Source organism: Bradyrhizobium sp. GW821-FHT12B03 (assembly GCF_058807535.1).
In genome coordinates this window covers 263,926-276,796 of sequence record NZ_JBXAQU010000003.1, presented here as the reverse complement: position 1 = coordinate 276,796, position 12,871 = coordinate 263,926, and the positions used below count along the sequence as shown (strand labels likewise).

Annotated in this window: 15 protein-coding genes; all 15 read right to left on the bottom strand. The window is 61.7% G+C overall.

Annotation, left to right across the window (positions count from 1 at the left end; genetic code table 11):
• Position 1: 1 nt before the first annotated feature.
• Entirely contained in the window at positions 2-265 is a 264-nt protein-coding gene (locus tag AC1RUR_RS08380) for a VirB3 family type IV secretion system protein (RefSeq protein ID WP_492842668.1), read from the bottom strand.
• Positions 265-591: a TrbC/VirB2 family type IV secretion system protein gene (locus AC1RUR_RS08375; protein ID WP_165127947.1), complete on the bottom strand. Its 327-nt coding sequence runs from the start codon at positions 589-591 to the stop codon at positions 265-267. Before AC1RUR_RS08375 ends, AC1RUR_RS08380 begins: the two co-directional genes overlap by 1 nt.
• A 1-nt stretch (position 592) precedes the next feature.
• Entirely contained in the window at positions 593-1,507 is a 915-nt protein-coding gene (gene trbB / locus AC1RUR_RS08370) for a P-type conjugative transfer ATPase TrbB (protein WP_492843150.1), read from the bottom strand.
• Between the two features lie 276 nt (positions 1,508-1,783).
• Complete coding sequence (locus tag AC1RUR_RS08365) at positions 1,784-3,118, bottom strand: MFS transporter (RefSeq protein WP_492842665.1); 1,335 nt, start codon at positions 3,116-3,118, stop codon at positions 1,784-1,786.
• A gap of 135 nt (positions 3,119-3,253) precedes the next feature.
• Positions 3,254-3,679 (bottom strand): ribbon-helix-helix domain-containing protein, encoded by a 426-nt coding sequence (locus tag AC1RUR_RS08360; RefSeq protein ID WP_492842663.1) that lies wholly within the window; start codon positions 3,677-3,679, stop codon positions 3,254-3,256.
• A gap of 7 nt (positions 3,680-3,686) precedes the next feature.
• Positions 3,687-5,675: a conjugal transfer protein TraG gene (locus tag AC1RUR_RS08355; RefSeq protein ID WP_492842661.1), complete on the bottom strand. Its 1,989-nt coding sequence runs from the start codon at positions 5,673-5,675 to the stop codon at positions 3,687-3,689.
• A 39-nt stretch (positions 5,676-5,714) separates the two neighbouring features.
• Complete coding sequence (locus AC1RUR_RS08350; protein ID WP_492842659.1) at positions 5,715-7,478, bottom strand: relaxase/mobilization nuclease domain-containing protein; 1,764 nt, start codon at positions 7,476-7,478, stop codon at positions 5,715-5,717.
• Between the two features lie 673 nt (positions 7,479-8,151).
• The gene (locus tag AC1RUR_RS08345; RefSeq protein WP_492842657.1) at positions 8,152-8,868 is read right to left on the bottom strand and encodes a lytic transglycosylase domain-containing protein; all 717 of its coding nucleotides are present in this window, start codon (positions 8,866-8,868) and stop codon (positions 8,152-8,154) included.
• A gap of 179 nt (positions 8,869-9,047) precedes the next feature.
• The gene (locus AC1RUR_RS08340; RefSeq protein WP_492842655.1) at positions 9,048-9,560 is read right to left on the bottom strand and encodes a S26 family signal peptidase; all 513 of its coding nucleotides are present in this window, start codon (positions 9,558-9,560) and stop codon (positions 9,048-9,050) included.
• Positions 9,557-10,021, bottom strand: coding sequence for a DUF2840 domain-containing protein (locus AC1RUR_RS08335; protein WP_492842653.1), 465 nt, complete (start codon positions 10,019-10,021; stop codon positions 9,557-9,559). The genes AC1RUR_RS08340 and AC1RUR_RS08335 overlap by 4 nt, the downstream gene beginning before the upstream one ends.
• A gap of 302 nt (positions 10,022-10,323) precedes the next feature.
• The gene (locus tag AC1RUR_RS08330) at positions 10,324-11,205 is read right to left on the bottom strand and encodes a replication initiator protein A (protein ID WP_492842651.1); all 882 of its coding nucleotides are present in this window, start codon (positions 11,203-11,205) and stop codon (positions 10,324-10,326) included.
• Between the two features lie 21 nt (positions 11,206-11,226).
• Positions 11,227-11,508 (bottom strand): helix-turn-helix transcriptional regulator, encoded by a 282-nt coding sequence (locus tag AC1RUR_RS08325; protein WP_492842649.1) that lies wholly within the window; start codon positions 11,506-11,508, stop codon positions 11,227-11,229.
• A 130-nt stretch (positions 11,509-11,638) separates the two neighbouring features.
• Positions 11,639-12,079, bottom strand: a complete 441-nt coding sequence (locus tag AC1RUR_RS08320; RefSeq protein WP_492842647.1) for a DUF2285 domain-containing protein — start codon at positions 12,077-12,079, stop codon at positions 11,639-11,641.
• Between the two features lie 136 nt (positions 12,080-12,215).
• The gene (locus AC1RUR_RS08315; RefSeq protein ID WP_492842645.1) at positions 12,216-12,410 is read right to left on the bottom strand and encodes a transcriptional regulator domain-containing protein; all 195 of its coding nucleotides are present in this window, start codon (positions 12,408-12,410) and stop codon (positions 12,216-12,218) included.
• A gap of 164 nt (positions 12,411-12,574) precedes the next feature.
• Complete coding sequence (locus AC1RUR_RS08310) at positions 12,575-12,847, bottom strand: DUF2285 domain-containing protein (protein WP_492842643.1); 273 nt, start codon at positions 12,845-12,847, stop codon at positions 12,575-12,577.
• Positions 12,848-12,871: the final 24 nt, after the last annotated feature.

The window sequence follows — 12,871 nt, the reverse complement described above, 5'->3', positions numbered from 1 at the left end:
CTCAGGCGTTAAGATGACCGGGAATGCGCAGATGTCGGCGCACCACATCGACGAAGGCGGGATCGCGCTTGGCGGCCCAGACGGCGGCCATGTGACCGATGAACCAGAGGACCAGACCCGCGATCCACAGCCGCAGTCCAAGTCCGAGGGCGGCTGCCAACGTGCCGTTGACGATCGCGACCGATCGCGGCGCACCGCCCATCAGGATCGGCTCGGTGAGCGCGCGGTGAACGGGAACGACAAAACCCGCGACAGGGTCATCCATCAGATCACCACGCCGCCGCCGAAGGAGAAGAACGACAGAAAGAAGCTCGAGGCCGCGAACGCGATCGACAGACCAAACACGATCTGGATCAATCTGCGGAAGCCACCGGAGGAATCGCCGAATGCGAGCGTGAGGCCGGTGACGACGATGATGATGACGGCGATGATCTTCGCGACTGGACCCTCGACTGACTGCAGGATTTGATTGAGTGGCTGCTCCCACGGCATGTTCGAGCCAGCCGCCCAAGCCGGCGCCGTCGTCAGAAGGACCGTGCCAGAAGCTGCCAACGAAGCGGCTTCTCGAAGAAAGCGAAATTGCAGACGCATGTCAGTCTCCTGCTGGTGAAAGGCTGTAGTCGCCGGCGGACCCAAGCCCCGAGACGAGGGCGAGTTCGGCGAGGCGACGATCGGTACCGCGGCCGGCAAGCACGGCGATGAGGTTGATGGTCTCCGCGATCAGGGCGCGCGGAACCGTTATGACCGCTTCCTGGATGAGCTGCTCGAGCCGCCGCAGAGCACCGAGCGCGGTACCAGCATGGATGGTGCCGATGCCACCGGGGTGACCGGTGCCCCAGGCCTTGAGCAAGTCGAGCGCTTCGGCGCCGCGGACCTCGCCGATCGGGATGCGGTCAGGACGCAGTCGAAGCGAGGATCGGACAAGGTCAGATAGGGTTGCTACGCCGTCCTTGGTCCGCAGGGCGACAAGATTGGGCGCCTTACACTGAAGTTCGCGGGTATCTTCAATCAGCACGACCCGATCGGAGGTCTTTGCCACCTCGGCCAGAAGCGCGTTGGTCAACGTGGTCTTGCCAGTCGACGTGCCACCAGCTACGAGGATGTTCTTGCGCGCGGCGACCGCAGCCCTTAAGGCGCTGGCCTGATCCGATGTCATGGTTCCCGCGGCGACATAGTCGTCGAGTGTGAACACGGCGACCGCGGGCTTGCGGATAGCGAAGGCTGGAGCCGCAACGACTGGAGGCAAGAGGCCTTCGAAGCGCTCACCGGTCCCGGGCAGTTCGGCAGAGACGCGTGGCGAGCCTGCATGCACCTCCGCGCCTACATGGTGCGCCACCAGACGAACGATGCGCTCGCCGTCCGCCGCAGACAAGGTTTCGCCGGTATCAGTGAGTCCACTCGACAGCCGATCAATCCACAACCGCCCATCTGGATTGAGCATGACCTCGATGATCGCGTCATCTTCCAGGTAGCCCGCAATCGCCGTGCCAAGCGCACTACGAAGCATTCGCGCGCCGCGCGAATTCGCCTCCGATTGAAACGAATGGATTGCCACCGCCGCCCCCACCGAATGAGGACGTCTAAAGAGCGTCCTCAGGTGGGATGATTAAGAAAGCCACCAATCGACCTAGCGCAACAAGCGCTTTCGGTGATCGTAGACCGGCGTAGAAAAAGAAAGACGGCAACGGTTATTTGACGCACGCTCGAACGACCAGTTCGATAGCGATGAGTCTTGATCAGCGCTCGGCGAGAAGGCCTTACACGCAACGTCGCGGGTCGCGGGTCACCACTCCGCATCGCCATCCACCGGCATTAGTACGACCATTTGCTCATGCGAAATGACCGGTTCGACAGCGACGGAAACGCTAACCCGCGTGAAGAGGGTAATTGAACCGATCCACCGGGCGAAGGATCGGACCCAAGGTAGCGCGAACCAAACGAACGCCACGATCTGCACCGCCACGTTGAAACCAAACGCGACCTGATAGGCCAGGATGCTCCTATGGCCGCTCTCCGTGGACCATTGCTCCAGAATCAGGCCCGTCCCGTATTGGGCCAGGAATGCCCAACCGAAGTGCAGCAGGTTCAAGGCACCGTTGGCGCGACCGGCGAGCTCTGGCGGAAAGTAATCAGCTATCACGGCGAAGCTGACCACGGTCGCTGTTCCGACAATTGCGACGACGGACCACGGCAAAATGGACGGAAAAGGCACTCGCAGGATCAAGGCAAGCTCGGCTGCGATGAAGAGCATCGCAACCACTGCCACTATTGTCTCCGCACCGGCTCCCCTTCGTCTGATGCAATGGACCGTTGTGCCGAACAACCAGGCACCGCCGCAAAGTACGATCGACATGATGAACAGCTGTCCGACGAGCCTCTCACGATCAACTCCCTCTACGTCCGCCAGCCACGGTGCCGCCCACAGTCCCTGCAGGGACCAGGCTGAACCCACGCACGTCGCCGACAACGGGGCAATTCGCCAGAAGCGGCTGTCGCCAAAAACGGAGCGAAGGGTGGCGGGGACTGATCCTATTGATGGGACGATGACACGTTCAGGGACCACGATGTAGATGAGCACGGAGGTGACACCGGTCGCGGCCGCCAGGATTTCAAAGAGCTGTCGCCAGCCCATCCAGGCGAGCAAATGCTCGGCGGGTACCGTGGCGGTCACTGCTCCCAGCGACCCCAGCATGATCATGTAGCCGTTCAGCAAGGCCACCCTTTCCCTGGGAAACCAGAGAACAATGGATTTCAACCCGGCCGTCAGCGCGGCTGCCACCCCAAGGCCAATCATTGCTCGCGAAATCAAGAGCGACGGCAAGCCTGTGGACCTCGCGAATAGTCCGGCACCTACGGCGGCGACCAAGAGCAATGCACTTTGGACGCGACGCGGGCCAAAGCGGTCCAACAAGATACCGATGGGGATCTGGGCCGCCGCGAAGACCAGGAAGTAGACTGACGTGAGTAACCCGAGGTCGGCAGTATCGAGCCCAGTATCCGTGATGAGATGGCCCGAGATCAGAGCGTTGATCGTTCGGAACAGGTATGAGAGATAGTATCCGGCAGCAAATGGGAGAAAAACGCGCGCGATGAGGCGCCATGCCATTGAGATTTGCATGCTGGCCCTTCTTGCTCGTTCAGCTCATTCGAGCCGATAGCGCGTCCAGCTTTTTGTCGGCTCGGCTAAATTGCTGCGGTCGTGGGCTGGCGTAGAAAAAGAAGGACCGGCGAAATGGCTAGCCGACGCGTTCAATCAGGTTTGACTGTCCGTCTCCTGACGAACGATATCTTCTGGAATCTCCCGCAGGAAACTCTGCCCCTTTTGCAAACGGCGGCCCAGCGCTTCGACAAAGCCTTCAAAGCGCTCCCGACCCTTCAGTTGCGCCGCGGCCTGCGCGTCGTTGGGCAACGGGGGCGTGATCGTCAGCCAGAACCGGATGAATAGGGCTAGGGTCTCGGCCGTCAAACCAACGTCACGCTCCAGCCTCTGCATCTGACGCGACAGCCGGTCCAGCCGACGGGTAAATGCCGCCTCCTGCCTGTCCAATCCATCTGGTGACAGAAATGAAGCGACTGCCGCTTCCACGATGGCGGACCGGGAAAGCTTCCTGCGATCGGCAAGGTCCGTGATCTGCTTTAGAAGCTCCGGCGGGAAATAAACGTTCATCCGGTCACGCATGGATGCCTCACAGTTCCATGCCATCGTTCGGGTCCATGGAGACCTGACGGGCGACGCCGCGCATCTGCTGACGAAGAAGTCGAGACTGGCGGACGGCATCCTCGTCATCGTCAAGAACGGCGGCAAATTCTTCTGTAGGCGTCAGCTCCGTCGTCTCCTTGACGATGGCGACATGATCAGGGAGTTCAGGCTCACGGCGAAGACCGCTGTTGGCCGTGTCTTCTCCTGCCTGCTCTGCTCGGTCGGTAGGAAGCGTCGCCGGCGTGAGCGTTCCAAGCGTCGACCATCCATCGGTTCGCGATGACCGGCCGGAGGCCGCAGGATCGGGTGGCGGCAAGATCCGCTCGGTGAAACGCCGATCCTCATAGTAGCGGACCTTCTTGGCCCGGATCGGCGGCGTGCCCGCCACCATGACGATTTCGTCTCGCGGTGGAAGCTGCATGACCTCACCGGGGGTGAGCAGCGGCCTCGCGGTTTCCTGCCGCGAGACCATGAGGTGCCCCAGCCAGGGGTTCAACCTGTGCCCGGCATAGTTCTTCATCGCCCGCATTTCGGTCGCCGTACCCAGCGCGTCGGACACCCGCTTTGCGGTCCGCTCGTCATTGGTCGCGAAGCTGACGCGAACGTGGCAGTTATCGAGAATGGCGTTGTTCGATCCATAGGCCTTCTCGATCTGATTAAGCGATTGCGCGATCAAAAAACTCTTGATGCCATAGCCCGCCATGAACGCGAGCGCGGACTCGAAGAAGTCAAGCCGCCCCAGCGCCGGGAACTCGTCGAGCATCATCAGAACACGGTGCTGGCGGTCGCTGGCGAGCAAGTCCTCGGTCAAGCGCCGTCCGATCTGGTTCAGCACGAGACGGATTAAGGGCTTGGTGCGCGAGATGTCGGAAGGCGGCACCACGAGGTAAAGCGACGTCGGGCTGATATCGGCGATCAGATCTGCAATCCGCCAGTCGCACTGGCGGGTCACCTTGGCCACGACGGGATCGCGGTAAAGTCCGAGGAATGACATCGCGGTGGACAGGACGCCGGAGCGTTCATTCTCTGATTTGTTGAGGAGTTCGCGCGCAGTCGAAGCTACCACTGGATGAGCGCCGTGCTCGCCAAGGTGCGGCGTGGTCATCATCGCCTTCAACGTCGCCTCGATCGGCCGCTTCGGGTCTGACAGGAAGGCGGCGACGCCGGCCAAGGTCTTGTCCGCCTCGGCATAGAGGACATGGAGGATGGCGCCGACCAGGAGCGAATGACTGGTCTTCTCCCAATGGTTCCGCTTGTCGAGTGAACCCTCTGGGTCAACCAGGACGTCGGCTACGTTCTGGACGTCGCGCACCTCCCACTCCCCGCGCCGGACCTCCAGCAGCGGATTGTAGGCTGACGACTTTGGGTTGGTCGGGTCGAACAACAGGACGCGGCCGTGCTGCGAGCGGAAACCGGCAGTCAGTTGCCAGTTCTCTCCCTTGATGTCGTGGACGATAGCTGAACCCGGCCAGGTCAGCAGCGACGGAACCACAAGCCCGACGCCTTTGCCGGACCTGGTAGGAGCAAAGCACAACACGTGCTCCGGTCCATCATGGCGAAGGTATTCATGCTCTAGCTTTCCCAGCACGACGCCATCCGGGCTAAGAAGTCCGGCCGCTCTGACCTCTCGCGGATCGGCCCAGCGTGCCGAGCCATAGGTCTCGACATTCGTGGCCTCGCGCGCCCGCCAGACCGACATGCCGATCGCCACCGCGATCGAAATGAAGGTTCCCGACGCGGCAATGAACGCACCCTCGACAAAGACCTGAGGCGCATAGGCGTCGTAGACGAACCACCACCAGAAGAAGATCGGCGGGTAATAAATCTTCCAGCCGGACAATTCGAACCAGGGGCGACCAAGCTCCGGTTGGAAGGCGAGCCGCCAGGCGGTCCACTCGGTTGCTCCCCAGATGGCGAGCAAGACGATCAGACCGACAACGATCACTTGTCCCCAGAGGATTTTGGTTGCGGACATCCCGAACATCCTTTGCGCAAATGAATTGGCGAGCTCCAGCTAAAGGCCCAGGTCGCGCTTGCGGCCAAAACCCCATTCAATGCCGCCGCCGTCCTTTACGATGCCGGTGACGTGCTGGCCGATCCTCTTTTCGAGCTCGCGCGACCAGGGCACGAGCTGGAAGCCGAGCCCGTCATCGATCATGGCGAAGCGTCCCGAGGCGAGCGTCAGGCGCTGGCGATAGGTGCCCGCCACGTGTTCACCCGAAGCCCCCTTCACGTGCGGGAGCCCGGTGTCGGCAGCGATCCTTGTTCCCATCTCGTCCAGCTCGCGTCGGCGCAGCGTGTCCAGGAGGTCGCGCTGCAGGATAATGCGCTGTCCCTGCCGCCGTGCCAGACCTTCCCGAACCAGGTGCTCGGCACGCGCTTCCATGGCATCGCGGGTCTCGCGGCCGAATCCGCCCATAGCGAGTGGCATCGGATCACGCTCGACCAGGCGGTGGTCGAGCCAGGTCGCCCCTTTCGCGGTGATCTGTTCACCGAGATCGAGATCCGCTCGGGACGCAAGTACCACGGTGGGACGCAGATCGCCGGCTTGACCGAAGCGTCGCACTTCAACGATCCCCCCGACCGGCGGTGCATGTTCGAGGGCCTCTATCCCCCGGAAGCGGACGTGGTGCGCGCGTCCGTCTGTTCCGTCGATCACGGCATAGGTCTCACCGGTCAGCTCGTCATGCAATCCCAGATCGACCAGCCGTCCGATGGTCTGGGACGTCGGCTGTCCACTTTCGATGACGTAGTCGGAAACGCCGCGCGCTTCCCCGCGCTCGGCGAAGGCGCGATGCATGGTCTTGATGATATCGCCGCGCATTCCCAAATCGCGGAGATTACGCTCGGCCTCGAGCCCCACCATCCATTCCCCTGATGCAGCTGGTGCAGCGAGGCCCATCTTTTCCAGATGCTGAAGGCGGCCAACCATCAGGCGCCGGATCTCAGGATCAGAGCTGCCGGGATTCACGGGACGAAGATCGACGTAGCCAGTTTCATCCGCTGCCAACCGGATCTCCTGATCGAGCCGCGTCCATCGCTCTGCCGTGACTTCGCTCTCCAGCGAATTGCGGATTTCATGCTCCGGCTTTGGGCCGAGTTCGATGGAGACAAGCTCCTCGGCTCGCGAGCGCAAACCCCGGCTGATGTAGTCGCGGGAAATGACGAGATCAGTGCCCTCCTCATCGATTCCTCGAACGAGAAGATGGACGTGAGGGTTGTCTGTGTTCCAGTGATCGACAGCCACCCAGTCGAGCCGCGTGCCGAGGTCGATCTCCATCTGCCTGGCCAAGTCGCGGCTGAAAGCTCTGAGGTCGGTCATCTCGCCGGCATCCTCGGGCGAGACGATGAACCGAAAATGATGCCGATCGTCCTCGCACCGCTCCGCGAAAGCCGCACTATCGGCACGGTCGCTGCCGGCATCGAACATCTCGGCCCGCTCGCCACTCCGGGTCACGCCATCCCGCTTAAGGTATGAAAGATGGGTCGACAGCGGCGCCGAGCGGAAGGCTCGTCCTTTGTGACGGACAACGCGCGCTTTCACCACGACGCGCCGTGTCGTGCTGAACAACCGGCTGCGGCTAAACGCGAGTCTGCCGCGGCCAAACGTCGAGCGCCCGTAAGCCGTAGAACGCTTGCCAGCCGCAGCTTGACCCGAGGTGTGTCCGGCTTTCTTCGCGGCGCGTAGCACCTGGTTGATGAAGCTCTTCGGCTTCGGAGCGCGGGTGCTTCGGATCCGCCCGGGTCGAATGCGCAGTTCGCTGTCGCCTGTGGTCACAGCGGGGCCTCCAAACGAGCAAAAGCGCCTACAGTGCCGAAAATGTCCTTGATTGCATTACTCAAAATGCATGGCGCGGCACGCGCCCCGACCGACCGGCACGGTAGAACCCAAGCCATGCCAATGGCTTGCGGTTCGACCGGCGAGCCCCTTTTATCTCGCCGTCCTGCCGTCGTGTTTGGTGGATCCTCCAATAGCGTTTGCCAGAACACGTCGGCTGGCTGTTCATTGCGAAAGAGCCGCCGCGACTTGGCAGTTGACTTGCGAAGCCCCCACCGTTTGCGAGCGTTTGCGATAGCGATCGTTACCCGAAGGGCCGAGACACCCGTAGGGTGGCTCGGTGAGGAGCGAAGCGACGAGTAGAGCGCGGGCCGAAGGCATCGCCCGCATGCCATCAGCACGTTATTATCGCGCTCCTCCGCGAACTCTTGCCGCGTGAGCGACGGTCCTTCAGTAGCAAACCCGAAATTCTTAGCGTCATGATCGTGTTGCAGCATTTCGAATGCAAACCGAATGTCCGTCACGGGGCGCCCGCGGACCTGGAAACTGACGACTGATATCACGAGCTGCCCGATGTGCAGCCGCCGGACGCTTACTCGTGATTCCCCACTGCTCTCTCCATTGCGTCCGTTCCTCTCCAGAACACGCCAATGCTTGCGAGCTTGCGCATCGGTCATCGCGGGCCTCCCGCATCAGATCTCGCGACGAACAACCCTGTCGCCTGTGGCACGATGGCCGAGATGTCGTGAGCGGAAGCGGCCGTCGGCGCCCGGTTCGGCGGGCGCGCAGGCTGCAGCCGTGCAGCCGTCTTTGAGCTTTCAGACCGCACAACGAAGAGCACCGCTGCCGATGGCTGCAGCTTCGCAACGGCCTTGGAACCTGCGATGTCGCTGCCGACCACCAGCCCAAGCTTGTCCAAATAGGCCTGGGTCTCGGCTGGCAATGGACGGCCGGCAAGATGCTCCTCATAACGAGCAGGCCCCGCGTTGTAGGCTGCAAGGAAGCCCGGCGCACCGTACCGGTCGCGCAGTTCGCGCAGGTACGCGGTACCCGCAAGAATGTTGTCATGGGGATCGTAGGGATCGTTGCCGAGGTCGTACCGCAGACATAACTCCGCCCACGTCTCTGGCATGATCTGCATCAGCCCCATGGCACCTTTCGATGACCTGGCGCGCACGTCTCCGGCGCTTTCGACGTCTATGACTGCGCGTATCCAGCGAACCGGAACGCCGAAGCGACGCGAGGCGTCTTCGACGAAATCCGCAAATAGATCGCTAGTCGCATACGTTGCGGGAGGGTCCGCGGGTCGCATTTCGGCGACAGCAGTAGCGTTACTCACGATCACCGCAACGAACAACGGTACGACTGCGCGCAGGCTCCTCTCGAACAAGCACAAGCATGCCGCCGTGCTCGCCCCCGTCCAGGGTAAAGCTGCTTCGCGCCGGCCTTTCGGCCGCCCTGGACCGCCGCTACGCGCGACGGCTGCGCAATCGTTGGTCGGGACGGAGGAATGGTGCCGCACTCGGTCGAACAGAGGAATGGCAGATCGAACTCCCAACACGCGCACGGTCAGTCCTCCCAAGTCCACACAGGGAACGCTCGGCCAATCACGGCCGATGTCGGCAAGAACCCGAAATAGCGGCCATCCAGCGAGTCCGCGGACTGCCAGTTCATGACAAAGAGTTCGCCCTCGCCGACGACGCGGCAGCCCTGCCATTTCGGGAGCGGCCGGCCGCGGCCATCGCGCTCCCGCGCCTTCCCCATTTCGATCGCATCGACAGAAACTGTGAGCCCGCTTCGGCAGACGGTCTGCCCCGGAAGCGCCAGCACGCGTTTAAGCATCGGCACCCCGGCCGGCAGATAACCGTTCAGGTCTAGGAAGGTCGCAAGCGGCTCCGGTGGCCGTACGGCGAGGAGTTCCGTGACGAACAGGTTGTCAAACGGTCGCAAACGATAGAGGCCGAGCGGTAGGCTCTCGGATGCATTCCAGATGTAGATCGGCGTGATCTCCAGAACGATTGGCGCGATAAGAGCCGCGGCACAGCCGAGCATTGCGGTCAGCGTCTTGAACCGGCTGGTCATCGCATGACCCTCTGCCGGTGAAGCCACGCCTGGTGACGCGCTTTCGTGTAAGGGCGCGGGTTCTCATTGACGGACAGCCGGTTGTGAACGTGATGCCAATAGTCCGGTGCAGCGTCTGCCGGATTGATGTCCAGTGCTTCGACGGCATCGATCAACTGGAGCGCCCGTTCGACTTTCGGCCAGCCGGACAGCCGTAAAAGAATCTCACCGCCCGGCTTTACATAGGGCACGGTCGAGCACCGCTGTCCCGGCGCGACCGCGCGCAGGATGTCCATCCGCGAGATCGCGGTTCCGAAGTCGCTCGACGTCCAGCGAACGAACGCAAAGATGCTGCCTGGCGCAAATGACAGCAGCCGCCGGCGGCGATCGAGGATCTTCTCCTCGACAGCACGTCCGAAGCGAATGCGGTTCTCAATGCGCTTCTCGAGCCAAAGGAGTTCGACTTCGGTGAGGTCGCTCATGAGACGCTCCGAGCTTGAAAGATGATCCCATTGCCCGGCTGGAGCGCGCTTGCGACAGCGCATCGTCGTCGTCCTCGACAGGCGAGGCGGGGCAGAACTGGCGGATGGATGTTGGTGGTTATTCCCGGCAGCGCGAATGGCGCGGTCCGTTAGAAGAAATCCGAAGGATTTCTGGTTAGTAAAGTTACGGCGGCTGGAACGCGCTAGGAGACAAGGACTTAGGCCCGATTTTGGTCCCCGATAGCACGAGGATCCGGTCCCTGATGGCACGAGGGTTGTGGTCCCCGATAGCACGAGCTGATTCACAGGCTATCTCCCGACTTCGGAATGAGACCGCGCCGGCAAAGCCGCTTGGTGAATGGATCGACGGGTGTGAGCGCGAAATTCAATCGCTCGGCGCCATTGGGGTCGCGCGTGAGCACCAGTTGGTAGCCGGGCAACGTCTGCCGCTGGACGATCTGGCGCACGTCGTACGCAAAATGCTTGAGTGGCGAGAGGCTGCCGGACTTGGCATGGAGGTGCACAAGATCAAAACTCCAGCCGCCCTCCTGGCGGCCGCCGTGCTTGCGCACGAGCCGGTAAAGCCAGCGCTCAAGTCCACCCGTCAGATCGAAATACGCGCGATCAATGGTGAGCACGAGCGCATCATCGATCACGCCGGCATAGAACCAATCAGGCAAGATCAGTTCGATACCGAACGGGCGTCCGTTTGCGTCCGCCGTCTCCTTCCACTCGTTGATCCAGGAGAACCGGTGTCGCCGCCGCTCTGCAGGCTGACGGATCGAGGTCAGCACGGTCGTTGATTGCAATCTGTCGAGACCAGCTTTCAATCGATCATAATCGCGCGCGCTGGTTCCGCGGCCGACGAACGTCAGAATCTCGTAGGGAGTTGCACCCATCAGGCGCGAGGTCTTCAAGCCCGCGTCCCGCGCTTCGACGATCTGCGACGCGGCCCAGATCAGGACATCGGCATCCCAGATGGTTGCCATCCCGTGTTCCGGCACGGCCTCGACACGAATGGAGATTACGCCAGCACGGAAATCAATCGGAACAACTCGCTTGGTCTTTGCGAGAGAAAAGAACGGATAGGCCATCAGATCCTGTGCGTCGCGCGGCGCCAAATCGCCGGGCAACGCACGAAAAAGCTCAAGCTGATCGCGCTCGGACAGGTATTTGCGCCGCATCGCCATTGTCCTTTTTGGCAATTAGCGGCGTTCCTGGCCCGCATACGGGCGCAGGGTCGGATGTTTTTTGGCGGGCAGTACCGTGCCCTTGCCGGGATCGGAGGTCGACGTCTTGGCGCCGAGATCGGCCCACGCTTTCAGATCGTCCAGCGCGTAGACGACGCGACCGCCAATCTTCCGATAGGTCGGTCCTGTGCCGTACGTCCGGTGCTTTTCGAGGGTGCGGCCGGAAAGGCCCAGATATCGCGCAGCCTCTGGCGTGCGCAGGAATCGCGGGGGTAAGCCGGCTATTGGATCGGGCATTTGAAAACTCTGTGGTGACAACGCGTACCGGCGGTGGTGCCGGCGGGTGTGCGGTCATCATGGAGGAGCAGACCCTCGCAGGGGGATGCCGATGATCGGGGGGTGGACTTTCGATACCCCCGGAGAAGCACTACTTGTCTCTGCGCTTGGGCCGCAGAAGATCGCGATAGCCGCCGCGCATCAATGCGAGGCCGCTTTGCACAAGACGGATGGTTCGATTGCGGAGATCGTGCGTTTTCCACGCGTGATCCGGGATGCGCTTCTTGCCGAACAGCGCTTCGGCGATCTCACGATAAGTGCTGTCGGCTGCACGAGCGTCAAGCGCGCGAATGGCTGCGCCTAGCCGCTCGCGCCTTTGTTTGGATAGCTCATGAAAAGCAGGCCCCGGCGTGCGCCCATTCATTGCGCGCCACAGCCGTCGGGCAGCGTACGCGCGTGCGTCGAAATCGCCGTCAAACGGCAGCTCCGCCACGTAGTCGGCGCCGATAGCTGGCGGCTTTTTCAGCCAGACACGATGCCCGACTGCGCCGACACGAAGGATGGCGTGCCACCCATCGGAGGCGCGCCGCACTTGACCGGCTGTAAGATCTAGCAGCGGCTGAGGCGTCTCACCCTTATGGGGCGACGACGTCGCTGCGACTGGAACGACAGTTGGCAGAACCTCAGGCGCCCAAAAGATGGTCTGCTCGCCACAGGACCCTTGGGGGTCATGCGCGAAAGCAGATGCCCCACCTCCTCCTAAATTCCGTGGTTACCTCGCCATCCGGACTGTTGGCGATCATCGCTTCGTAGTCACGTCGATAGTCGACATTACGACGCAGACATTCCCAGGCGATGTCGGTGATTTCAGCATTTTGCAGGCTCTTGTAAGATTCCGGCGACCGCCAGTCTAGTTCAGGCATTGCTTCCGCCCCATTCACGTAGCTAACGAGGATTGCGGCGCAATAATTCTGATCGATTGGGTTGCAGGAAGCCCCTACTTTGGCACCACGTGGTGCCCAGAGATGACCACCAATCAGCTGGAGAAAACTATGTTCTCGACGGACACTTGGTCGGCGAATTTCTTCTAATTCGACCCGGCACCGCGCAAGAGACGGCCCTGTTCGGTAACCCACTTAGCGCGCTGCAGATGACTCAGGTATGCATTCCACGCACGATCAAGTTCGTGCTCTGGATCGATATGCAAGACTACTCGCGCGACCTCTCGCCAGTCAGCCCCTTCGCTTTCGGCCTGCAAAAGGCGCGCGTACGTCACGACATGCTGCTGGTCATAGGTCGTCAGCGCCGAATCGGTTGGCGCGACATCCGCGACGTCTGGGTCTAGCTCCGGCTTCTTCATGAATCTCCCAGCGAACAACGAATG